At 72.4% G+C, this 22,300-nt stretch carries 18 protein-coding genes and 3 pseudogenes; 11 read left to right on the top strand and 10 right to left on the bottom strand.

Going from position 1 to position 22,300, the window contains the following annotated elements; all coding sequences use genetic code 11:
* Positions 1–73: 73 nt before the first annotated feature.
* Complete coding sequence (locus AB0946_RS22880; protein ID WP_366762481.1) at positions 74–2,839, bottom strand: AAA family ATPase; 2,766 nt, start codon at positions 2,837–2,839, stop codon at positions 74–76.
* 513 nt (positions 2,840–3,352) lie between these two features.
* Here AB0946_RS22880 and AB0946_RS22875 point away from each other — a divergent pair.
* Positions 3,353–4,747 (top strand): FAD-binding oxidoreductase, encoded by a 1,395-nt coding sequence (locus AB0946_RS22875; RefSeq protein ID WP_366762480.1) that lies wholly within the window; start codon positions 3,353–3,355, stop codon positions 4,745–4,747.
* Between the two features lie 150 nt (positions 4,748–4,897).
* Here the strand turns inward: AB0946_RS22875 and AB0946_RS22870 are convergent.
* The 4 genes and pseudogenes from AB0946_RS22870 to AB0946_RS22855 all read right to left on the bottom strand — a co-directional run.
* Positions 4,898–4,996: pseudogene (locus AB0946_RS22870) on the bottom strand (peptide deformylase); the annotation flags it as partial.
* A gap of 130 nt (positions 4,997–5,126) precedes the next feature.
* The gene (locus AB0946_RS22865) at positions 5,127–5,984 is read right to left on the bottom strand and encodes an oxidoreductase (protein ID WP_366762479.1); all 858 of its coding nucleotides are present in this window, start codon (positions 5,982–5,984) and stop codon (positions 5,127–5,129) included.
* 103 nt (positions 5,985–6,087) lie between these two features.
* Positions 6,088–6,927, bottom strand: coding sequence for an oxidoreductase (locus AB0946_RS22860; protein WP_366762478.1), 840 nt, complete (start codon positions 6,925–6,927; stop codon positions 6,088–6,090).
* Between the two features lie 327 nt (positions 6,928–7,254).
* Positions 7,255–7,620: a hypothetical protein gene (locus tag AB0946_RS22855; RefSeq protein WP_366762477.1), complete on the bottom strand. Its 366-nt coding sequence runs from the start codon at positions 7,618–7,620 to the stop codon at positions 7,255–7,257.
* Between the two features lie 349 nt (positions 7,621–7,969).
* Between AB0946_RS22855 and AB0946_RS22850 the strand changes: the two genes are divergently transcribed.
* Complete coding sequence (locus AB0946_RS22850) at positions 7,970–8,905, top strand: pyridoxamine 5'-phosphate oxidase family protein (RefSeq protein ID WP_366762476.1); 936 nt, start codon at positions 7,970–7,972, stop codon at positions 8,903–8,905.
* A gap of 332 nt (positions 8,906–9,237) precedes the next feature.
* On the opposite strand, the gene AB0946_RS22845 is transcribed toward AB0946_RS22850, so the two are convergent.
* On the bottom strand, positions 9,238–10,935 hold the full coding sequence (locus tag AB0946_RS22845) for an amidohydrolase (protein WP_366762475.1): 1,698 nt from the start codon (positions 10,933–10,935) through the stop codon (positions 9,238–9,240).
* A gap of 563 nt (positions 10,936–11,498) precedes the next feature.
* Between AB0946_RS22845 and AB0946_RS22840 the strand changes: the two genes are divergently transcribed.
* On the top strand, positions 11,499–12,254 hold the full coding sequence (locus AB0946_RS22840; RefSeq protein WP_366762474.1) for a dienelactone hydrolase family protein: 756 nt from the start codon (positions 11,499–11,501) through the stop codon (positions 12,252–12,254).
* A 451-nt stretch (positions 12,255–12,705) separates the two neighbouring features.
* Here the strand turns inward: AB0946_RS22840 and AB0946_RS22835 are convergent, their stop codons facing one another.
* Positions 12,706–13,050 (bottom strand): hypothetical protein, encoded by a 345-nt coding sequence (locus AB0946_RS22835; protein WP_366762473.1) that lies wholly within the window; start codon positions 13,048–13,050, stop codon positions 12,706–12,708.
* A gap of 261 nt (positions 13,051–13,311) precedes the next feature.
* Positions 13,312–14,253, bottom strand: a complete 942-nt coding sequence (locus AB0946_RS22830) for a 2-dehydropantoate 2-reductase (protein ID WP_366762472.1) — start codon at positions 14,251–14,253, stop codon at positions 13,312–13,314.
* 223 nt (positions 14,254–14,476) lie between these two features.
* Here AB0946_RS22830 and AB0946_RS22825 point away from each other — a divergent pair, with 223 nt between their 5' ends.
* The 5 genes and pseudogenes from AB0946_RS22825 to AB0946_RS22805 all read left to right on the top strand — a co-directional run bounded on the left by AB0946_RS22825 (position 14,477) and on the right by AB0946_RS22805 (position 18,048).
* Complete coding sequence (locus AB0946_RS22825; protein ID WP_366762471.1) at positions 14,477–15,079, top strand: VOC family protein; 603 nt, start codon at positions 14,477–14,479, stop codon at positions 15,077–15,079.
* Between the two features lie 146 nt (positions 15,080–15,225).
* Positions 15,226–15,708, top strand: coding sequence for an SRPBCC family protein (locus AB0946_RS22820; protein ID WP_366762470.1), 483 nt, complete (start codon positions 15,226–15,228; stop codon positions 15,706–15,708).
* Between the two features lie 675 nt (positions 15,709–16,383).
* Positions 16,384–16,628, top strand: a pseudogene (locus AB0946_RS22815) (serine/threonine protein phosphatase); the annotation flags it as partial.
* Complete coding sequence (locus tag AB0946_RS22810) at positions 16,625–17,704, top strand: cobalamin-dependent protein (RefSeq protein WP_366762469.1); 1,080 nt, start codon at positions 16,625–16,627, stop codon at positions 17,702–17,704. The pseudogene AB0946_RS22815 and the gene AB0946_RS22810, both read left to right, overlap by 4 nt.
* Complete coding sequence (locus AB0946_RS22805) at positions 17,701–18,048, top strand: STAS domain-containing protein (protein WP_366762468.1); 348 nt, start codon at positions 17,701–17,703, stop codon at positions 18,046–18,048. Before AB0946_RS22810 ends, AB0946_RS22805 begins: the two co-directional genes overlap by 4 nt.
* Before the next feature lie 38 nt (positions 18,049–18,086).
* Here AB0946_RS22805 and AB0946_RS22800 read toward each other — a convergent pair whose 3' ends face one another.
* Positions 18,087–18,263 carry a hypothetical protein gene (locus AB0946_RS22800; protein WP_366762467.1) on the bottom strand — a complete coding sequence of 59 codons (177 nt, stop codon included), beginning with the start codon at positions 18,261–18,263 and terminating at the stop codon, positions 18,087–18,089.
* A gap of 333 nt (positions 18,264–18,596) precedes the next feature.
* Between AB0946_RS22800 and AB0946_RS22795 the strand changes: the two genes are divergently transcribed.
* The 3 genes from AB0946_RS22795 to AB0946_RS22785 all read left to right on the top strand — a co-directional run bounded on the left by AB0946_RS22795 (position 18,597) and on the right by AB0946_RS22785 (position 21,553).
* Entirely contained in the window at positions 18,597–19,166 is a 570-nt protein-coding gene (locus tag AB0946_RS22795; RefSeq protein WP_366762466.1) for a sigma-70 family RNA polymerase sigma factor, read from the top strand.
* Positions 19,163–20,371, top strand: a complete 1,209-nt coding sequence (locus AB0946_RS22790) for a CU044_5270 family protein (RefSeq protein ID WP_366762465.1) — start codon at positions 19,163–19,165, stop codon at positions 20,369–20,371. Before AB0946_RS22795 ends, AB0946_RS22790 begins: the two co-directional genes overlap by 4 nt.
* A gap of 384 nt (positions 20,372–20,755) precedes the next feature.
* On the top strand, positions 20,756–21,553 hold the full coding sequence (locus AB0946_RS22785; protein WP_366762463.1) for a L,D-transpeptidase family protein: 798 nt from the start codon (positions 20,756–20,758) through the stop codon (positions 21,551–21,553).
* Between the two features lie 200 nt (positions 21,554–21,753).
* Here the strand turns inward: AB0946_RS22785 and AB0946_RS22780 are convergent.
* A pseudogene (locus AB0946_RS22780) lies at positions 21,754–22,173 on the bottom strand (tetratricopeptide repeat protein); the annotation flags it as partial.
* Positions 22,174–22,300: the final 127 nt, after the last annotated feature.

The following is a 22,300-nucleotide window of genomic DNA, read 5'->3' as shown; positions in this document are numbered from 1 at the left end:
CCGCGGGGCACGGTCCCGGTCGGCCCCGGCCGGTTCGTGCCGGGCCGGAACCGTCCCTTTCCCGGCCTTCCCCTCACACGCTCTGCTCGTCGCGGAGTTTGCCCAGGGCGTCGCGGAGGGCCGCCCGGGAGCTGATGCCCAGCTTGGGGAAGACCCGGTAGAGGTGGGAGCTGACCGTGCGCGGTGACAGGTGCATCCGCTGGCCGATCTCCTTGTTGGTCAGGCCGCCGGCGGCCAGATCGGCGATCCGGCGCTCCTGCCAGGTCAGCGCGGCGAGGTGGGCGGCGGAGGGGTGGGCGGGGGTGCCGGTCGTCCTCAGTTCGGCACGGGCCCGTTCGGTCCAGGTGGTGGCGCCGAGGCGTTCGAAGGCCTCCGCCGCCAGGGTCAGGGGCGGACGCGCGGCCTTGCGTCCCTGGGTGTGGCGCAGCCGGATGCCGCGGGCGAGGCGGATCCGGGCCAGCTCGAAGGGGAAGCGGGTTCCGGCGGGCCGGCTCTCGACCAGGCCGTAGAACTGTTCGGCCTCGGCGGGATCGGCGGCGGTCATGGCGAGGGCGCCGTGGGTGATCAGGGCCAGGCGGGGTGAGATCTCGGGCAGTCGCGCCCGCTGGGCGGCGAGGGCGTGCTCGCGGGCCTGCTCGGAGCGGCCGGTGTGCAGGGCGGCCTCGACGAGGTCGAGCAGGGTACGGGACGCCTGGTGGGAGTACGGCTCGAAGGCGCCCGGCGGTGTGATGCCGATCGCGTGGAGGTAGGCGGCTTCGTAGTCGCCCTCGCTGAGGGCGGCGGTGGTGCCGATGGCGTCGGCGATCTGGGTGAGGAAGCCGATGCCCCGGGGGCGGGCCCAGGCGTCGACGGCGGCCTGGAGCTCCCGGGCCCGTTCCACCTCGCCGCGCATCGCCGCCAGCAGCCCCAGGTACGCCTTGCTGTGATGGGCGAACAACGTGTGCTGGTGCGAGGTCATCAGCTCCAGCCCGCGCTGTCCGGTGCGGTCGGCCTCGTCCCACTCGCCGACGGCGATCTGGTCCAGCATGATCAGGTGCAGCATCGTCATGCCGGAGACCCGGGCCCCGGTCTCCAGTTCGCGCTCCACGACGCGCTGGAGGTGCGGCCGGTACTGACTGAGCGTGTCCACGTGGTAGGCGGCGACCGACAGCCTGCTGATGTCCCAGGGATCCAGCGCGCCGAGGTCCGCGAAGGCCCGCTCCACCCGCTCGTGCACGCCCGCTCCCCGGCGCACCACGTCGCTCCAGGCGTCCTGGTAGACGCGCGAATGCGGGGACACCAGGCCGCCCAGCGAGTCGATGAGGGCGTGCGCCCGCTCCCAGGACGCCGCGTCGCTCGCGTACTGGTTGATGGCCAGCAGCAGGTTCACCAGCCGGGTGAGGACCTCGGTCGGCTCGGTCGCACCGCTGTCCCGGACGCCCTCGATCGCCGCCAGCACCTGGTGCTGGGAGGAGCGGACGTCCCCGTCCTCGTAGAGCGCAACGTAGGCCGATGCCACCACCGAGGCGGGAGAATCGATTCTTCCCGCGGTCGAGTCGGAGCCGACGAGCTGCTGGGCCTGGTCGAGCCGGCCGGCGTGTCCGGCGATGAACGCGGCGTCCCCCAGTCTGCGGGAGCGCTCCTCGTGGCTCTCGCTCAGCTCCGCCGCCCGGGTCAGCCAGGCGACGGCGGCCCGCGCGCCGCCCCGTCGGGTGGCCGACTCCGCGGCCGCCTCCAGCGCGGCGGCGATCTCCTCGTCCGGGTCGACCGCCGAGGCCCCGAGGTGGTACGCGCGCCGTTCCACGTCGGCGCGGTGCACCTCGGCGAGGGACGCGTGCGCCGCCCGCCGCTCGTTCGGGGTGGCGATCTGCACGGCGGTCGACCGGACCAGGGGGTGCCGGAACACGAAGTCGCCGTTGAGCGGGTCGATGTCCAGCAGACCGCAGGCCGCGGCCTCGTCGGCGTCCCTCATGCGGTAGCGCGCACCACGGGCACCGCCGGCCGTGGTGCCGGCCGCGACACCGTCCAGGGCGCCGCGCAGCAGCTCCGCGCGTACGGCGTCCCCGAGACCCTCGATACGTGCGCCGTAGACGTGCTGGAGCCGCAGGGGCAGCGGGACGCCGGTGTAGCCGAACGATTCCCCGGAACTGCGGGCCGAGAGGTTGCCGCGCACATAGGGCGGCAGTTCCAGCAGGGCGAGCGGGTTGCCCTGGGCCTCGTCGAGGACCAGCCGGCGCAGCCGGGGGTCGAGGCCCGGGTGGCGCATGTCCAGCAGCTGCTCGGAGGCCTTCTCGGACAGCGTGGTCACCGGCACGACGGGCAGCGCCGCGGTGTCGAAGCCGGAGGCGAGGTCGGAGCGCAGGCCGACCGCGAGCTTCACCGAGCTGCCGGTGAGCCGGCGGCCCACGAAACCGCACACCTCGATGCTGGAGGAGTCCAGCCACTGGCCGTCGTCCAGGACCAGCAGGAGCGGCTTCTGCGACGCCGCGAGCGAGAGCAGGTCGAGGACGGCGATGCCGAGGGTCATGACCGAGGGGGGCGGGCCCTCGCTCCGGCCGAAGACGACGTCGAACGCTCCTCGGTGGCCGACGTCGAGCCGGTCGACGTAGGACAGCAGCGGGTACAGGAACTGGTGCAGGCCGGCGAAGGGCAGCTCCGACTCGGCCTCGACCCCGGCGGCCCGGATCACGCGGTGTTTCTCGTCCGCGGCGAGGTCGGCGACGCGGTCCAGCAGGGCGCTCTTGCCGACACCCGTGTCGCCCCGCAGAACGAGGGCCCGCCCCTCGGGAGCGGCCACGAACGCGGAGAGCACCTCCTGCTCCCGCTCGCGGCCGACTATCGCTCCGATGCTCGGTTCCACCGTCCCCCACTCCCTCCAGCACCGACCTCACACCCGGTGCGGATCGGCCCACCTGTGCGCACGGGTGCTCCGGGCGCAGTGCGAGGCTACGCCGCCGCTTCCGCTCCGTCGCGGCGACGGCCGCCCGGCCGGTACCGCACCGCCCGCCACCTTTCGACCCCACCAGGGACAGCAGCCTAGATGCCCATGAGGTTTCCGTCACGCGGTATGGCTGAGATGTTTCTTGTGCCCCCTCTGTGCGGGTGACTCCCGGCAGCGGGCAGACGAGCAGCTCAGGGTACGGGTCCGGGTGGCGCCGAGGGGGCCGAGGAGGGCCCGCCGGCCGGCCCGGGGGGATCGTCCGGCAGCCGGTTCACCGATTCACATGTGCGTGTGCGGGCCCGGTGGAGTGAACGATCAGGTGTGCCCGACTCGTTGAGGTGGCGTCAGGGTGTGTCCCTGTGCGTTCCGCCTGCCGGTGCATGGACGGTCCCGGCGGAACGCTCCGCATGTGTGCAGTGAGGTGTGATCAGCGTGGCGAGTGTCAATTTCCGGCCGGAGGACCTGGCGGACCTGAGTGGGTCCGTGCGCGGCCCCGTCCTGGAGCCGGGAGCCGAGGGGTACGAGGAGGAGTGCGCCACGTTCAACCTGACCTGCGCCCTCCGTCCGGCCGTGGTGGTCGGGGCCGCCGACGCCTCCGACGTGCGGGCCGCGGTCCGCTTCGCCGGGCGGCACGGCCTGCCCGTCGCGGTGAAGTCCGCGGCCCACCAGGTGGTCTCGTCGGCCGAGGGCGGCCTGCTGATCACGACGCGGCGGATGCGGGGCATCGTCGTCGACGAGCGGGAACGCCTCGTGCGGGTCGAGGCGGGTGTCCGGTGGGACGACGTGCTGCCGCGCACCGCCGAGCACGGCCTGGCTCCCCTCGTGGGCTCGGCTCCCGGCGTCGGCGTCGTCGGCTACACCCTGGGCGGCGGCCAGAGCCCGCTGCTGGGGCGGAGTCTGGGCTACGCGGCCGACCACGTCCGCCGGCTGACGATGGTCACCGCGGACGGGGAACTGCGCGAGGTGACCCCGGTGAGCGAACCGGACCTGTTCTGGGCCGTGCGCGGCGGCAAGGGCAACTTCGGTGTGGTGACCGAGATCGAGTTCGAGGTGTTCCCGGTCTCCCGCTTCTACGGCGGCTGCATCTACTTCCCCGGTGAGCACCTGGCCCAGGTGCTCACCGCCTGGCGCGCCTGGCTGCCCACGGTGGGGGAGGACACGACCTCCTCCTTGGCCGTCCAGCGACTGCCCGACATCCCGGTGCTGCCCGAGCCGCTGCGCGGCGCCTTCGTCGTCAGCCTGCGGATCGGCTACCTGGGCTCGGCCGCCGACGGCGCCGACCTGATCGCGCTGCTGCGCGCGGCAGCGCCGGCGCTGATCGACCTGGTGGGGGAGAAGCCCTACTCCGCCATCGGCGAGATCCACATGGACCCGGTGGACCCGATGCCGTACTGCGACCGCAGCGTCTGCCTGGACGAGTTCACCGAGGAAACGGAACGGGCACTGCTGGAACTGGTCGGCGCGGAGTCGGGGTGCACGCTGGCGAACGTGGAGATCCGGGCGCTCGGCGGTGCCTTCGACCGGCAGCCGGCCGTCCCCAACGCCGTGTCGAGTCGTGGCCTGCCGTACGTCCTCTTCGCCTTCGCGGTGGGGGCGCCGGGCCATGACGACGCGCTGCGGGCCGACCTCGCCAAGCTGATCGACGGGCTGCGGCCGTGGGCGTCGGGGCGGAACATGGTGAACTTCCTCTCCCCGGACGAGGCGACCGACACCGAGGGGGTGCGCGAGGTGTACGGGGCGGAGCGGTTCGAGCGGCTCGCCGCGGTGAAGAAGCGGTACGACCCGCACAACGTCTTCCGCTTCAACCACAACGTCCTGCCCGCCTGATCCCGGCGGCGCGGCAGGCGCCTTCACCGGCCGTCCGGGCTTACCGGCGGCCGGTGCCGGCCCGGCAGAACTCATGCCCGCTCCGCAGCCGACACCCGCCTCCCTCACCCGGCTGGTGCTGGTGGCAGGACTATTACGACGGCCGGCTCACGGGACACCGACCTGGGGCGCGGCCGGTCCGACGCCCGGAGCCGCGAGCATCGTCTCGCGCGGCGCGGCCACGAACCGGTCGAGCAGCGCGTCGTCGAGGCATCGCCCACGGCACGTCCCGCGACCGCTCCCGGACCGCCGCGCTCGGCATCACGCTGACCCTGGCCTGGCTGTACGTGGCGACCGTGCGGCTGTTCACCCCCTACCGGGCGACGAACCCCGCCGGCCGTCAGAGCACCGCGTTGTCGGCGGCCCCCGGGAAGTCCGTGCTCAGGGCCAGCTCCCGGCCGGCCTCGAACTCGGCCCGCAGCTGTTCGAGCTTCACGCCGATCCGCCGCTGGGCGTCGCTGCCCAGGACGACCCAGTGGGCCGGCTGCGGGGCGGTGACGGCGTCGTAGATCGCCTCGGCGGCGCGCTCCGGGTCACCGGGGAACATGTCCGGCGTGAGGCTGCCCATCATCGCGCGGAAGGCGCCGGCCGTGGCGGCGTAGTCCCCGATGCCCTCGCCGGACACCCTCGTCCGGTTCTCGATGCCGGTGCGGAACGAACCCGGCTGGATGATCATCGCGTGCAGCCCGATCGGCTCGATCTCCTGCCACAGGGCCTCCGTGAAGCCCTCCAGCGCGAACTTGCTCGCGGAGTAGTAGCCGTTGGCGGGCAGGCTCGCCAGGCCGTCCATGGAGGAGACGTTGACGACGGTGCCGCGGCGCCGGGCGCGCATCCCGGGCAGGACCGCCCGGGTGAGGGCGACCGCGCCGAAGAAGTTGACCTCGAACAGCCTGCGGTAGTCGCCCTCCTCCTGCTCCTCCAGGGCGCCGACGAAATCGATCGCGGCGTTGTTGACGAGGACGTCGATGCCGCCGAAGCGCTCCTCGGCGGCACGGACCGCGGCTGCGCGGTCGGCGGCTTCGGTGACGTCCAGCTTGACCGCCAACGCGGTCTGCGGACAGCGCGCGGCCAGTTCGGTGGTGGCCCGCGTGGAGCTGGCGGTCGCCACCACCTGGTCGCCGCGGGCCAGCACGTGTTCGGCCAGGGCCTTGCCGAGGCCGCTGGACGCACCGGTGATGAGCCAGGTCTTGCGAGACATTGGTGATCTCCTTGGTAGGGAGTGGCGGGAAAGGTGACGTGGGGGGAGGAAAGGGCGATCAGGGGAGCGGGGGAGACGTCCGGGGGCGTCTCGCCCGGCGTGCCTACTCCCCGGCCGGGAAGTCCGCCGCGCCGCTGGCCGCGGCCCACTTGCGGGTCTCCGCGGCGCGAGCCTCACCCGCTTCCAGGGCCATGGTCACCGCTTGGGCGCCGAGCAGGAGCCGGCGCGGCGGGTCGTCGTCGCGTACGGCGTCGATGAGCACCTTGGCGGCACGGACCGGGTCGCCGGGCTGGTTGCCGCTGTTCTCCGCCCGGTACTTGTTCATGGCGCCGACCGTGTCCTCGTAGTCGGGTCCCACGGCGTGCAGTTCCATCGAGGAGCCCTGCCAGTCCGTGCGGAAGGCACCCGGTTCCACGATGAGGACCTTCACCCCGAACGGCGCGACCTCGCCCGCCAGGACCTCGGAGAAGCCCTCCACGGCGAACTTCGCGCTCTGGTAGGCACCCATGCCCGGAGTGCCGCCGACCCGGCCGCCCAGCGAGGAGAACTGCACGAACGTGCCCGAGCGCTGCGCGCGCAGCACCGGCAGGGCGGCCCGGGTGACGTTGACGACCCCGAAGAAGTTCGCCTCGAACTGGGCGCGGAAGTCGTCCTCCGCCATCTCCTCGATGGGGGCGTTGTTGGCGTACCCGGCGTTGTTCACCACCACGTCCAGACCGCCGAAGGCGTCGACGCCCGTGCGCACCGCCTCCCGGGCGGCGACGGCGTCGGTGACGTCGAGGGCCACCGCGCGCACCCGGTCGCCGTGGCGGGAGACCAGGTCCGCGAGCTGCTCGGGACGTCGCGCCGTCGCCACCAGCCGGTCACCGCCCGCCAGAACCGCCTCCGCCAGTGCGCGCCCGAACCCCCGGGACGCGCCCGTGATCAGCCATGTGTTCACCATGTTGTAGCCTCTGTCCGTTCTGCCGACGACGACGTGACTGTGCTGGTAGGGCATCCCGGGGCGAGGCGCGTGAGACCGCACCGGACGCCGGCACAGGGGGCGTCTCGCCCGACATACGTATCAACGGGACGTTTCTCAGTCTTGTCCCGCGGCCCGGGACGGGCGACCGTCGTTTGACTGCCGGTCCCGGCGGCACGGGCGGCCCTCGGTACACCTAAGTCACGCGCGCGGTCGCCTTCCGGCGAGGCGAGGGCGCGGCGCGGGGAAAACACAAGTGCCCGGGTCCGCGCCGTCGACGGCGCGGACCCGGGCACTTCGGGGGTTGCGTTACGCGGGGACCACCCGGTAGCTCAGCATCGGGCGGGGAAGGTCGGTCTGGGTCAGCGAGCCGCTGCGCCATGCCGTGGCGCCGCCACAGTCGGACGAGGTGTACAGCTCCACGGACGCCGAGCCGTTGGCGATCTGGATCGACCGCGCCGCCTGGGACAGCGTGTGGCAGGTTCCGAGGTCACCGAGGTCGACCCTCGTCACCGAACCCGTCCCGGTGGTGCCCGAGTAGAGGTAGGCGCCTTCCTGCAGCGGAGGCCAGCCCGCGGCGTTCGCCGCGCCGGCACCGAGGCCGATCAGGGCCGCCGCCATGCCTGCGGCGACGGCAGTGCTCCGCAGCTTCACCCGCGTCCTCATGGTGGACATGTGATCCTCCCATTCCTCGTGCGCCGGAGCCGTGGCGGCTTCGGCGCTACCATTCGGTCAAATACGGCCGGCCGGTTCGGTCACATGCGGCCGACCGGTAAACCCTTGCATGTTCAACCATGTAGGTGAGAGTGCGGATTCGGTCATCCGCACATGTGTGGCTGACCGCCGACCCTGCCGACGGGCAGGGGTCGGCGCTGGTCGCCGGAGAGCGCGCAGGCACACTGATAGCCTGCCCGCAGCGGGCGGCCCTGCGTGCCGAACTGACAGCCGACGAGCGGCAGTTGAACACCACCCAGCATGAACACGTGTTCCCCGATCCACGCTCGCCCACCGGAAGAGAAGAACCGTGACAGTTCTCGACGCGGCCCCACTGGACGTCCTGGACGCCTACCGAACCTGCGAGTTCGCCACTCTCGGACGCGACGGCGCCCCGGCCGCCTGGCCGACGGCCGTACGCCGGAACGAGAACGGCACCCTGCTGCTGACCACCTCACTCGCCTTCGCGCAGAAGGCGCTGAACATCCGCCGTGACGGACGCGTCGGCCTGCTCTTCTCCGACCCCACGGGCAGCGGCCTCACCGACGCGCCGCAGATCTTCGTGGGCGGCGGCGCGGAATGCCCCGACGAGATCATGACGGGCCCCGAAGGCGCCGAGGACTACTGGCGGATGCTCTTCGAGCGGCAGCCGCACAGCCGGTCGTACGTCTCCGCCCCCGCGCGGTGGACGATGGACTGGTACTACCTGCGACTGCTGATCACGGTGACGCCCGAGCAGGTCGTCGTCCGGCCGCCGTTCACCGTGTCCGGGCCGCGGGAGAGCCGGCCGGACGCCGGCCCGGGCCCGCTGCCGGGCGCCGAGCAGCTGTCCCGGTACGCCGGCGCCGTGCTGGCCGCCCGCGACGCGTCCGGAGCGCCCGTGCTCGCCCGTACCCGGCCGGCGCCCGCCGACGGCGGCTACGTCGTGGACGTGCCCGCCGACTGCGCCGTGGTGCCCGGACCCGCCTCGCTGCTGGTGCACCGCCACGACGCGCTGCTGAACGACATGCACAACGCGCTGGTCCGCGGCCGGCTGGAGACAGCCGGTGACCGACTGCTGCTGGTTCCGGAGAAGGTCGTGGAACCGATGGGCTCCGGGCGCGCCGTGGACGCCCTGGGCGTGCTGCGCCGTACGAAGCGGGCCACCGAGCGCTATCTCGAACGGCGCGCGCTGCCCCGGCCCAAGGTGTGCTGGGACGAGTTCCGTGCCCTCGCCGCCGCCGCTCGCCGGGGGAACGGCGACTGAGATCGTCGGCACCCACCAGGAGCAGGACGATGTAGGCCCGCGCCCCCCGGACGGCGGCCGGGACGCCCACCGCGCCGGTGCCGACCGCACACCGGTCGCGCGGTGGGTGTCGACGTCCCGGCAGGCGTGGTCCAGGCCGAACCCGCCGCTCCGCGCACCCGTCGCGCGGCAAGTCCGGGGCGCGCACACTCGATCCCGCGCTGCACCCGGTGGTCGTCCCGGGGGACGCGCCGCGCAGGCACGGTGACCGCCGCGTCCGCCGACGGGAGACGGACCGCCCGTGGCCGGGAGGAACCGGCCACGGGGCGGGGAGTGCGCGGGCGCGACGGACGTCAGGTGACGGGCGGGAGGTTGGGGCCGGTGGTGCCGAGCTGCTCGGTGGACACCACCGGGGGCACCGGCCAGGTCACGCCCTTCGGCGGCCAGCTCTGCCCGGTCGCCTTCAGGAAGCCGGCCGGCGGCTCGTACAGCGGCGGCTGGTTGCCGTCCGGGATCATCGACGCCCATGCGACGCCCTCGGTACGGTCCTTGAACTCCTGCTTCATCGCGTCCAGCCGCTCCGGCTGCTCGATCAGGTCGATCGCGGCCGCCGCCAGGTAGCGGGCGGCCGACAGCAGGGCCTGGTGGCCGATGTTGGTGGCCGCCGTCGCCGTGACACCCCAGTTGTGGTTCGGGATGCCGGGCGGGTAGGCCGCGGACAGCAGCACGGCGGTGGGCGCCTGCCAGCTGATGTCGGCGGTGTCGGTGGCGAGCCCGCCGGTGTAGGCGGCCGCCGGGGGAGCGAGCGGGGTCAGCTCGGTCGGCATGCCCACCTCGGGCTTGCCCAGCGACTTCTGGATGCTCTTGGCCAGGGCGTGGTCGGCGTCGGTGAAGCCGGGGGCGCCGATCTGCCGCATGTTGTCGTTGAGCAGTTCCGCGCCGGCCTTGTTGGCCAGCAGGTTCCACGTCGCGGAGTGGAACTTGTGCACCAGGCGGGTCTGGCTGGCCTGGGCGGCGGCCTTCCCGCACTCCACGATCTTGTCGTAGAGCACCCGGGCGCGTGCCGGGCTGCCCTCGCGGACGAAGAACCAGATGGAGCACATGTCCGGGGTCACATTGGGCGCGCCGCCGCCGTTGACGATCGCGTAGTGGAACCGCCCCGACGGGGCGACGTTCTTCTCCCGCAGGTACTCCGACATCGTCGCCATCAGCAGCGCACCGTCCAGACCGCTCTTGTTGCCGAGCGGGGTGCCGCCGTGACCGGAGGCACCGAGGAAGGTGAACGTGGCCGAGATCAGCGCGCTGGTGGTGTTCCAGAACGGCACCGTGATGTTGAACGGGTGCCAGTCCAGGAACGCGTCGAGACCGTCGTACACGCCCTCCTTGACGGCGTACGCCTTGCCGACGAGCTGCTCCTCGCCCGCGCTGCCGAACAGCTTGACCCGGGCCTTCAGGCCGCCCGCCCGGATCGCCTGGGCGACGGCGATCGCGGCGGCGGTGCCGCCCGCGCCCAGGGCGTTGTGGGCGTCGCCGTGGCCGGCGCCGTACGTCGGGCCGTAAGCGTCGTAGTTGTAGACGAGGGGGTCGTGGCTGCCCACGCCCTTCTTCTGGGAGAGGCCGGGCAGCGCGTCGTACTCGGCGTTGAAGCCGAGGACGGGCCCCTCCGTGCCGTACGTGGCGACGAAGGCGGTCGGGAAGCCCCCCGCGCCCCACTCGACGGTGAAGCCGTTGTCCTTGAGCAGTCCGGCGTGGGCGAGGGAGGACTTCCACTCGCGCAGCGACAGTTCCGCGTGCTGCCACACCTCGTCGCTCAGCTTCTTGACCGCGCCCTCGTTGGCCGAGATCCAGTCGAGCGCGGTCCGCTTGGCCTCGGAGTCCCGCGCCAGCCCCTCGGGGGCCTTGTACGTGGCCGGGGAGACACCGGTCCTCTCGTCGTACCCGAGCGTCGCGGCGAGCACCGGGTCGGCCTGCAGGAGGGTCGCGGTGGTCGCGGTGGCACCCAGTCCGAACATCTTCAGCAGGCGCCGGCGGCCGGGGTGGAAGTCGTTCACGTCAGTCTCGTCCTCGCGGTGTGAGGGCAGAGCCGGACGACCGGCTCCGTGACATGTGGTCGTGGCATGTCGCCGGACGATCATATGTGTCTGTGCGGGGGAACATCAGGTGTTCCTGGCCCCAACCCGGTTGCGGGTACGATGAGTTCGCAGCGGAGCCGAAGGCGGACGGACCGTTCCGGAGCCGAGCCGGCAGATGTGAACCTTCCGGGGCGCCGGATCCGTTGTCGAAGGGGAAGCTCCGCCGCACGATCGAGGTGCGGCGGACCCGGCGGCCGTTCCATCTCCCCCGGCGGAACGGCCGCCTCCCGCCGCGCGTGTCACCGCGCCGTACGCCCCCTGGAGGCCGCGACGGGCACCGCCGACACGAGCTGCTGCGGGCGGGCCGGCCGCTCGCGGAAGGCGCCTTCCCGGGCGGAGACCCGGCCGAGCTGAGAAACATATGTCGATCGGTCATGGCGGACGGGAATCGCCGGGCGCACAGGTGTGTTCGACATGTGTGAGCGGGGCGGTGTGCCGTGGTGCCGCCGCCCGAACCGATCGCACCGAAAGGCGGCCCCGCCATGAGCACCCTGAGCCGAACCTCCGTGGACATCGCCACCGCCGACGGTATCGCCGACGCGTACCTCGTCCGTCCGGACGACGGGACGGCACACCCGGGTGTGCTCCTGTACCAGGACGCGTTCGGGCTGCGCCCGCACCTGAAGGCGATGGCCGACCGGCTGGCGGCGTCCGGCTACACGGTGCTTGTCCCGAACGTCTTCTACCGGCACGGCCCCGCCCCGGTCGTGGAACTGCCCGAGTTCATCGACATGGAGGCCCGCCCGGACATCGTGGAGAGGATCGTCCCGGTCATGGAGTCACTCACGCCGGACCTGACCGAGCGCGACGCCGGGGCCTACCTGGCCTGGCTCGCGGACGCGCCCTCGGTGGCGGAGGGACCGGTGGGCGTCACCGGCTACTGCATCGGCGCCCGGCTCGCGCTGTACACGGCCGGCACCCATCCCGTCCGGGTCGCCGCGGCGGCCGGCTTCCACGGCGGCGGGCTGGCGAGCGACGCGCCCGACAGCCCGCACCTGCTCGCCGGCCGGATCACCGCCGAGCTGTACTTCGCACACGCCGACGACGACCCGTCGATGCCCGAGGACCAGGTCAGCCGCCTGGAGCAGGCACTCACCGAGGCAGGCGTCACGCACCGGTGCGAGGTCTACGAGGGCGCGCACCACGGCTACACCCAGTCCGACACCGCCGCCTACAACCCGGCCGCGGCCGAGCGGCACTGGACCGAGCTCCTCGCCCTGTTCGCCCGCACCCTCTGAGCAACACGAAGCGCGGACCATGGTTGCGATGCCGGTCCCTTCGGTCCCTGTGGCGGTCCACGGTCGGTGACTGATCAGGCCGGCGTTCACGGGCATGGCCGTACCGGAGACGCAGCGTGACGCGTCGGTTGCCCGGGAGAGCACCGCGTCGCCGCCGCCCGCCAGGGTGGCGAGCAGTGCGCGGAGTCCCGGGACGGCTTCGGCGCCGGCGCGCCGCCCGGCCGTCGACGCGTTCACCCGCACGAATTCGCCACGCGGCGGCCGGAGCGCCGTGATACACGATCGACGCGTGGGGCTTCTTGGAGTTCCCCGAGCTCCCGCGGCTGATCCAAGACGGCCCGGCCGCGTTCCGCGCCGCGATCGCGTGACACGGCGGCGGTCGCGGAGCGCAGGGACGCACCGTGCCCGGGATCGGCCCGGGAGGCGTCCTCCAGCAGGGTCGAGGCGCTGCTCAGCGCGCCGATCGCCTCGGCGCGTAGGCGGCCTCCGACAGGCGGCGGGCGCGGTCGGTGTCCAGCAGGCTGAGGTCGGCGGACCGGGTGAGGGCGGCGATCGCGGCCACCGCGTCCCCGTGGTCCAGGATGCGCTGGGCGGTCCGCTCCAGCAGGAGCGCCACCTCCTCGTCGGGCTGCAAGGTCGCCTCCCCCAGATGCCAGGCCCGCCGCTCCGGCTTGGCTGCCAGCACCCGTGCCAGCGCACGGTGCGCCGCACGGCGGGCCCTGCTGGTGGCCGCCGCCACCACGGCCGACGTGATCAGCGGATGCCTGAACAGCAGGCGGCGCGGTGACTCGGCCACGCGTACCAGCCCGTCCTGCCCGGCCGGGTCCAGGCGGTGCCGGGTGCGACCTGCGCGTTTGTCCGTGACCCGGTGATCGGCGGGGTGGGTGAGGGGTGCGGGGCGGTCCCATCGGCTTGCGTGCCGCGGCCCTGGCTCCGCCCCGGGAATACGGGTCGGCACCCGGCCCGGCCAGGGCGACGGCGAGGCGCCGGGTGACGGCACGGGTACGGCGCCCCCGCCGGCGGGCGACGTCACGACACGCATGTCCGGCACCGCCGGTCACGCGGCCCGGGGCAGCCGGGGCATCCCCGCCTCGCCGGTGTTCAGGGGGCGCAGTGCCTGGAGGAGCGCGGTGACCGCCCGGTTCAGCGGGACGTCGATGCCCAGCTTCTCGGCGTGCCGGACCACGGCACCGTTGAGGGCGTCGTGTTCCAGCGGCCTTCCGGCCAGCCGGTCGTACAGCATGGACGTTCCGTTGTCCGCGGCGAAGTCCGCCGTGAAGGCGAGGGTGGCCTGGACGTCCTCCTCCGTGAGCCGGGCGCCGAGCGCGGCACCCACCGCCGCCGCCTCCCGCATCAGCCCGAGGGCGAGTTCACGCACGGACGCGTCCCGGAACACCTCCATGCGGCGCAGGGTGAGCGCGGTGAGGGAGTTCACGGCGATGTTGAGCATCAGCTTGCGCCACATGGCCGTGGTCAGGTCCTCCGCCACGTCCACCGTCATTCCGCTGCCCTCGAACAGCTCGGCCAGCTCCTCGGCCCACGGCCCCCGCGGAACCTGGAAGGTGTTGCCGTAACCGAGCCGGACACGGCCCGGCGCGAGCCTTTCGGCCTGGATGTACACGAGTGCCGGAACCAGGGAACCCCGGGGGGCGAGGTCCTGGACGCCCTCGGTCTGTTCGACCCCGTTCTGGAGGACGACGACGGTGGTGTTCTCGTCGCACAGGGAGCGCAGCCACGGGGCCGCGCCCTCCGTGTCGAACGACTTCACGGCGAGCAGGACCCAGCGCACCGGCTTCAGCTCGCCCGGGTCGGTCACGACCCGCACCGGGAACCGCTCGACTCGCGGACCGTCCTCGATCTGCAGTGCGTCGAAGCCGGTACGCACGCAGACCGTGACGTCGTGGCCCGCTCTGTGCAACGCCGACGCGACCACACCTCCGACGGCACCCGCGCCGATCACGGCGACGGCAGTCCTGGACGACCTTCCGCTCGGACCCATTGTTCTCTCCCGATCAGGTGCAGGATCGCTGCAACATGTACCCACCACGTATCACAACGACATGTGTCCCTTTTCCAGTTCGCACCCAGGCCGAATGTGCCGACAGTCACACACGTATCTGAGGGCGGGATGGGATATTCCCGTTTGCCTGGTTCTGCCCCTGGTGAGGACGTAGTGTTCGTCCAGGTACGTGTGAGACACCCATGGGGAGAGGCGGGACGTCATGGCGGCAGAACCGGTGCGGTTCATCTCCGACGAGCGGCTGGAGGTGGTGACGATCCCCGTGTCCGACGTCGACCGGGCGAAGGAGTTCTATCTGCGGCTCGGCTGGCGACTGGACCGCACCCCACCTGCCAAGGTGCAGGTCACCCCGCCGGGCTCGGCGTGCTCGGTGCAGTTCGGAGCGGGCCTGACCACGGCCGAACCCGGCTCGGCCCAGAACATGTACCTGTGCGTCCCCGACATCGTCGCGGAACGGGACAGGCTGGTGGAGCTGGGGATCGAGGTGGGCGACTACTACCACACCGGGGGGCCCGCCCCCGAGCCCGGACTGCACCCCGAGCGGGAGAGCTACCGTTCGCACTTCCCCTTCCGCGACCCGGACGGCAACGCGTGGCTGGTCCAGGAGGTCACCTCCCGCCTGCCCGGCCGTACCGGTCCCGGCCCGACGGCCTTCACCTCCGCGGACGACCTCGCCCGGGCCCTGCGCCGGGCGGCCGCGGCACACGCCGAACGGCCGGAGAGCACCGGCGACGCCGACCCCGGCTGGGCCGAGTGGTACGCCGCGTACCTGGTGGCCGAGCAGACCGGGAACGGCGACAGCTGACGCGCCGGGCCGGTGCGCGGCCAGTCAGATGACGTATGGACCCGCACGGGCGATGCCGCATGCTGGACAGGGGCATGTCCTGCGGTACGCGTCACGAGCGCCGCCGGAGGGCGACCGGAGCCGGAAGCGACGCGAGAGAGAGTGGGATGCACGACCCCGCAGACAGCCACCCGGACATCCACTGGCCGTCCGGCTTCTCACCCGCCGAGGCCCATGGCTTCCACCACGTCCAGGCCGTCGTGCCCGGCCCGCCCGAGCGGGTCTTCCGCGTGCTCACCGACGCGGCGGGCTGGACCAGCTGGGTTCCGGGATGCGAGGAGGTCAGCACCCGGACCTTCACCCAGACCTTCGAGGTGCTCTGGTGCGGCCACCGGTTCGAGGTCTACGTGGGAGAGAACGAACCGCCCCGCCGCCTCGGCTGGATGTGCCTGGGCACCAGTGTCCGGCTGTACCAGGGGTATCTGCTCACCGAGGTCGGGGACGGCACGGAGATCGTCGTCGAGAGCGCCGTCCGCGCCTCCCTCCCGAAGGCGTTCGACACGTTGACGCCCACCTGGGTGGAGCGCCTGGACGAACTGTGGCACGCGCAGCTCGCCCGGCTGTCGGACGGCCCGCCGCCGAGCGTGTGAGCCGTTCCCCCGCCGCCGGGCACCCTCCGGTGACACGCCCCGGTCGCGCCTTGGCCGGGTGCCGATGTCGGCGAGCCCGACAATGATGATCATCTGTGGAGCCCCGAAGGCGGCGCCGAGCACGGTGGCGAAGGTCTGGTGCTCGTCGTCGCGGAGCGGACGCACGGTCAATGCTCCGGGGCAGCCGTGCGCCATGCGGTGCCGCCTTCTCGCAGAGCAGCTCGATCTCCGTCGCGTACGGCACGTCGGTCACACTCATGATGCCGGCGAGCAGGTGAGCCGCCGGATCGCAGCGTAAGTGACACGTGCGTCCCGGGGGCGGTCCGCCCCATGGGCACATGTGCCGCCCCGTAGTCACGGGCCCGGGCCCCCGGTGCCGGTGCGCTCCCCTGCCCATATTGCGTACTTTGACCGCAAGCCTCGCGCCGGACCGATTCGTGGTGTTCGCGTGCGCCTTTCGCGAGCGGCTTGCAATGGCCGGGGCTCGTGCGGGACGGTTGCCAAAGGAAATCTGTTCCCGTATGGCAGGAAGGTGGTGAGGTGCGCACCGTGCGTGCCTCTGATTGTGACTGCTCTCCGCAGCTGTTCCGCCCGTCGACCCGAGGCCGGCCGGCAGACCGGCCCGGCGTGGACTGAGGCTCCCTACCCTGTGCTGGTCTCCGACCGGCGCGGCCGTCTGGTGGCGGCCCGCTGGGTGACGAGCTCTTCGGGGAGGACCGTCTGAGGCGGGCGCTCGCCGAGTGCGCGGGCATGCCGGCGGAGGCGGTGGTGGAGCGGGTACAGATGCCGGCCGCGCAGTGGCTGGGCACCGGCCGCCACTACGACATGGCCGTCATGGCCATCATCACCCCGACACCGGCGCGTTGAGCACCGTCGACGGCCGTACGAGCGGTGGACCGACCAGGAGGAGCAGGCAGTGAGTGAGCCCACCGCGACAGCCGGTGCGGTGCGACGGCTGTGGCAGGCCGTGATCGACGGTGACGAGCACCGAGCCGTCGCGACCGTCCACGACGCCCTCGCCCAGGGGGTGAGCCAGGAGACGCTCCTGCTCCAGGTCATCGCACCCGTGCAGGAGAAAGTCGGCATCGAATGGGCGGCGGACCGTATCAGCGTCGCCCAGGAGCACGCCGCCACCGCCATCAACGAGCGGGTCATCGCCTCCCTCGCCCACCACCCCGGCGCCGGCCGGCCCGCACCCGACCGCGGGCGGGTGACGGTGGCCTGCGTGGACGGGGAATGGCACGCACTGCCCGCCCGCCTGGTCGCCGAGGTCCTCGCCCTGCACGGCTGGCGGGTGGACTACCTCGGCGCGCAGACACCCACCCCGCACCTGGTCGCCCACCTGCACCTGACCGACCCCGACGCGGTCCTGCTGTCCGGATCGATCCCCACCCACCTGCCCACCGCGCACGCCGCCATCACCGCCTGCCAGGCCATAGGTGTCCCCGTCCTGGCCGGCGGCCGCGCCTTCGGCCCCCGGGGCCGCTACGCCACCGCTCTGGGCGCCGACCGGTGGGCGGCCGACGCGCGGGCCGCGGTCGCGGTCCTGGCGGCGGGCGTGCCGCGGCCGGGCGCCTCGGCGATCCGGCACACGGTGGACGACCTGCCGCACCTGGCCGACCAGGAATACACCCTGGTCGCCCGGTCCCGGCCCCAGATCGTCAAGCAGACCCTGGCCGACCTGGAGGACCGCTTCCCCGCCATGCGCGCCTACAGCGGCGCCCAGCACGAACGCACCGCCGAGGACATCGCCCACATCGTCGACTTCCTGGCCGCCGCCCTCTACGTCGACGACCCCGACCTGTTCACGACCTTCCTCACCTGGACCGCCGGCATCCTCACGGCCAGGGGTGTGCCCGCACACTCGCTGTCGGCAGGACTCGACGCCCTGGCCGGCCAACTCCACGACTTCCCCCGCGCCCTGAACACGCTCGGCCGCGGCAGGACCGCCCTGACCGAGCACACCACCCGTCCTGGCCCCGGCACCCACGCATGACGCACATGCCGCCCGGCGACTTCACCCTGACCGTCCGCCGCGAGTCCACCACGCTGACCGTCCTGGTCAGCGGCGAACTCGACTACGACACCAGCGACGACCTCCTCGACGAGGTCGGTCAGCTGCTCACGGCGGGCGGGCCACCGCCGGCCGAAGTCCGGCTCGACTTCCGCGAGCTGGCGTACATCGACTCCTCCGGGCTGACGGCCCTGCTCATGATCCACCGCCGCACCAGCGCCCTAGGAGCCACCCTCCACCTGGACAACCGGCCGTCCCACCTCGAACGCATGCTGCACGTCACCGACATCCTCGGCCACCTCACCGCACCACCCGCCCCCACCTGACCGTCTCGGCCAGGTCCCCGCGGCCCGGCCCGCGGGCGTCAGGGCCGGGCACCCACCAGGCCGCTGCGACCGTCCTCGTCGTATGCCTCCTTCACGACCTCGTCGCCGAGTTCCACGAGTCCCTCGTCGTCCAGGCCCTTGCAGGCGTTCCTCTCCTTGGCCCGGGTGGTGCCTTCGAGCTGACCGCGCACGGCGTCCTTGAGTGACTTCTCCATGGCGGCCTTGCAGGTAGCCTCTTCGGCCCTGCTGCCGTCGCCGCTGCCGCAAGCCGTGAGAGCCGCGGCGAGAGCGAGCAGACCGGCGCAGGCGGCAGTGGCGACGGCTCTGAACGGTGCCTGTGGCCGTCTTGTGATCCAACGTGCGAGGGCCCGGGGCGTCGTTCTTCCGACCCCGCACGCCCGGTGGACTTACGCGTCGGCGGACCTGCGGGGGGTGTGGGGCGACGATATGACGTCGATCACTTCGGCAAGTTTTCCGCCCCCGCCTGTAAGGAACGGGCCGCAGCGCGCATTGCTCGGTGTGAAAGCCAGGATGAAGGGAGCGCGTCCGTGACAACTGCCGAGCGCTTCCGAGACGTTTACGAGGAGTGCTACCCGCGCGTCCTTGGCTATGCGACGAGCCTCGTCGGACGGCAAGCAGGAGAGGACATCACCAGCGAGACGTTCACGGTCGCCTGGCGGCGAATGCACGACATCCCCGAACCGGCGCTGCCGTGGCTTCTGGGAGTGGCCCGCAACCTGGTGCGAGAACTGCGCCGCCGGGACGCCCTGCGATACGCCATCGCCGCGGAGGAAGCACAGCGCATCAGCCGCGGCGCCCAGTTCCACGTCGGGGACGTCGCGGCGGAGGTCACCGACCGGCACATCGCGTTGAAGGCCCTCGCGAGCCTGTCGGACACCGACCGGGAACTGCTGACTCTGATCGCTTGGCACGGCCTGAGCGCCAAGGAAGCGGCCCAGGTCCTGAACTGCACCGGCGCCACGCTGACGGTCCGGCTGTTCCGAGCCCGCCGCCGTCTGGAGAAGGCCCTGGAGACGGCACAGGCGACAGAGGCGGCGTCCGCACACACCTCCTCGGAGGCCACGATCCACACCCAGCAGCAAGGAGCGCCTGCATGAAGAACTCCGACAAGCGGTCCGGACGGCCCGATGCCATGAAGGTGCTCACCGACGCACGGCCCGACGAACTGAACCCCTCCCGGCTGGTGGACCCGATGCGGCAGCGCCAGATCTACGCGCACATCGTCTCCGACCCCGCGGACGGCCACGTCACGCGCCGGAGGAGCCGGTACCGCCCCCTGGGAGCGGTGGTCCTCGCAGCGGTGGCGGCGTCCGCCGTGGTGACCGTGAACACGCTCGGCGCACATGCGCCGGACGATGGTTCCACGGCCCGACCGCGGTCCTCCGCCGCGACGCGGGCACCGAGCGGTGCCGCGGACGTGGACGGTCGTATCGAACTCCTCAGCGCGGCGAGGAAGGCGGAGGTCTCCGCCGAAGCGACCTACTGGCAGACCACCACGCAATCGCAGTACACGGACGTCGCCGAGGCGAACGGGCAGCTCTTCGCCCTGCGCGTCACGTCGACGGAGGAATGGTCGGTGGGCGTGCGGCCCGGTACCGGGAGCCTGGCGGTCTCGGGGCTGAACTCCGTGACCGAGCCCCGTACCGCGGCGGACCGGACGCGCTGGCACGCAGCGGGCTCACCCCGCGAGGTCGAGACCGAGACGAGTGCGGCATCCGGGACCGTCAGGCACAGCTTCGTGATGGGAACCGGGCGGCCGACGGTCATGCGGACGAACATCGACGACAAGATCTACGCCCTCGGCCCGGACAACGTCTCCTACAAGGAGCTGCGGGCGCTGCCCGCCACCGACGGAGCACTCCGCCACTACCTGGAGAAGCTCTACGCCCAGGACGACAGCGCCGACAACAGCACGTCGGGTCGGAGTACCTGGATGCTGCGACAGGCGGGCAACCTCGTCACCATGCCCGTGAAGCCCGCCGTCCGTGCCGCGGCGTACCGGGTGATGGCCGATCTGCCCGGGGTCCGCGTGCTCGGACGCGTCACCGACGCGCTGGGGCGCGAAGGCGTGGGGGTCGAACCCCCCGCCACGTATCAGACCCCTCTGGGGACCACCAGGCAGCGGCTGGTCTTCGATCCCGCCACCGGCTCCATGCTCAGCGACGAGTACCTGCTGGTGGAACCCTCGGCCAGGGCCGGCAGGGCGGGCCTGGAAGCGGGCACGAGGGTCAACTGCCGGGCGATCACCCGGATGAACTGGGGCGAGCGCCAGATCACCGTGCCCAAGAACGCCCACAGCTGAACCGCGGCCCGGCCGACGACACGGAAGTACACGCGGCAGGCCGGCTTCCCGCGCACACATGTCTCGCACACACGTGTGACGCATCCGGAGGCCTGCCGCCGACGCGGGGCGGCAGGCGGCTGGAGGGACCCGGCTCCCGCCCACGGCCGCCGCGTCGTACGCGGCCTCGGCGCCGCGGCCGGGCCGCGGCACCCCCCCGCGTTGCGGACCGCCCGGGTGAACGGCCGAAGGCCGTGGAACGCCCTCGCATCCCGGGGCTTCTCCCGTGGTCCGGCCGACGAGGTCGAGCACGCCGTGTCTTGCGGTGGCACCACTCGCGCGTCGCGGCACGGCGGCCCCCACGCAAGGTCCCCCAACCCCTCTCGATCGAGAAAGCCTGCACCCATGCGTCTCCACAAGACCTGCCTGTCGGTGACCGCGGCGCTCGTCGTCTCCGCGCTGGGCGTAACCGCCTGCCGGCACCTGCCCGCGGGCACCTCCGCTCCGGCAGCCAGGAGCATCTCCGACGACCAGGCTGCCGCCGGGCCGGACACCGGACAGTCGGCGTCCGCCCCGGCCGCATCGAAGGCGACAACCCGGGCGCGGCCCGAACTCCCCGCCCAACTGCCGGGGCTCGGCCCCGAGACGCTGGCGAAGGTCCCGGCCGACACCCGGCAGGTCGTCCTCGTCACCGGAGCCGGCCGGAAGTCGGCCACCTCGAAAGTCGTACTCTGGCAGCGGACCGACGCCGGCTGGCGTCCCGGGGCGGTGTGGGACGCGCACAACGGCTACAGGGGATGGACCGACGAGCACTACGAGGGCGACCTGCACAGCCCGACAGGAGTGTTCGGCCTCAGTGACGCCGGCGGCCGCCTGCCCGACCCCGGTGCCAAGTTGCCCTACCACCACTCCGGCGCCTTCTGGGTCGGCGGCACCGGCTTCGAGGGCGAACCGCTCGGTGGCTCCTTCGACTACGTCATCGCCATCGACTACAACCGGCTGCCCGGTACGTCGCCGATGGACGGCACTCACCCGATGGGGGCGAACCGCGGCGGAGGCATATGGATCCACGTCGACCACGGCGGCCCCACCCACGCGTGCATCAGCATCTCCAAGACCCACATGAAGCAGCTGCTGCGCACGCTCGACCCCGCCGACCATCCCGTCGTGGTCATGGGCGACGCGGCTTCCCTGGCCCGATGACGGTTCCGCGGCCCACGCCGGGCCCCAGGGCCTCTCGTTTGGATCATGCCGGGCTGATCCGGCCTGCCCCATACGAAAGCCCCCAGCCGTCCGCCCGGCCGGCTAGGGGCCCGCGTGGCCGTTGGTGCCTCGGCGAGTGCCTCCGCCTTGGCGCGCATCTCCGCGGCGCGCGCGACCCGCAACGCGGCGAAGAGCTCGGCCGACCGGACCAGGTTGGCCCGTGCTTCTTCCCTCTCTCCGCGCTCCAACTGGGCGGAGGCCAGGTCGTCGAGCACTTCCGCCTGCTTGTACTCGTCGAGGACCTCCTCGTAGAGCCGCAGCGACGCGCGGTAGTCGGCGATCGCGCCGTCGAGGTCGCCCAGGCGCTGCCGGACGTAGCCGATGTTGCCCCGGGTACCGGCCTCGTCGTGACGGTTCCCGGTCGCCCGCAGCAGGGGCAGCGCTTCCTCACACGCGGCGAGGGCGTCCTGGTACTCGCCGAGGGCGGCGAGGAACCAGCCCGTGATGGCGATCGAGCGCGCGATCTCCCACTGCCCGCCCAGCGACCGGGCGATCGCCAGGCCCTCGGCGTAGCGTCGCTGGAAGCTGCGCACACGGCTGGCGTACCGTTCGGCGAGCATCCGGTCCTTCGGAGGCAGCCGGTCCAGCTGACCGAGCATCAGGGCGACCGGCTCGTCGGCCCCGTCGACGTCCCCCGTCTCGGCCATGGCGATCGACAGGTTCGTACCGGTGCGAGCCACGGACACC

It is taken from the genome of Streptomyces sp. NPDC046870, assembly GCF_040704595.1.
In the GTDB taxonomy this organism is placed as follows: Bacteria; Actinomycetota; Actinomycetes; order Streptomycetales; family Streptomycetaceae; genus Streptomyces; species Streptomyces argyrophylli.
This window is presented reverse-complemented; position numbering and strand designations above follow the sequence as displayed.

Excerpts from the sequence above, each read along its gene's own strand:
- AB0946_RS22805 (WP_366762468.1), top strand. The coding sequence starts at position 17,701 with ATGACGCACATGCCGCCCGGCGACTTCACCCTGACCGTCCGCCGCGAG.
- AB0946_RS22825 (WP_366762471.1), top strand. The coding sequence starts at position 14,477 with ATGGCGGCAGAACCGGTGCGGTTCATCTCCGACGAGCGGCTGGAGGTG.
- AB0946_RS22840 (WP_366762474.1), top strand. The coding sequence starts at position 11,499 with ATGAGCACCCTGAGCCGAACCTCCGTGGACATCGCCACCGCCGACGGT.
- AB0946_RS22785 (WP_366762463.1), top strand. The coding sequence starts at position 20,756 with ATGCGTCTCCACAAGACCTGCCTGTCGGTGACCGCGGCGCTCGTCGTC.
- AB0946_RS22820 (WP_366762470.1), top strand. The coding sequence starts at position 15,226 with ATGCACGACCCCGCAGACAGCCACCCGGACATCCACTGGCCGTCCGGC.
- AB0946_RS22865 (WP_366762479.1), bottom strand. The coding sequence starts at position 5,984 with ATGTCTCGCAAGACCTGGCTCATCACCGGTGCGTCCAGCGGCCTCGGC.
- AB0946_RS22830 (WP_366762472.1), bottom strand. The coding sequence starts at position 14,253 with ATGGGTCCGAGCGGAAGGTCGTCCAGGACTGCCGTCGCCGTGATCGGC.
- AB0946_RS22860 (WP_366762478.1), bottom strand. The coding sequence starts at position 6,927 with ATGGTGAACACATGGCTGATCACGGGCGCGTCCCGGGGGTTCGGGCGC.
- AB0946_RS22790 (WP_366762465.1), top strand. The coding sequence starts at position 19,163 with ATGAAGAACTCCGACAAGCGGTCCGGACGGCCCGATGCCATGAAGGTG.
- AB0946_RS22800 (WP_366762467.1), bottom strand. The coding sequence starts at position 18,263 with ATGGAGAAGTCACTCAAGGACGCCGTGCGCGGTCAGCTCGAAGGCACC.
- AB0946_RS22855 (WP_366762477.1), bottom strand. The coding sequence starts at position 7,620 with ATGTCCACCATGAGGACGCGGGTGAAGCTGCGGAGCACTGCCGTCGCC.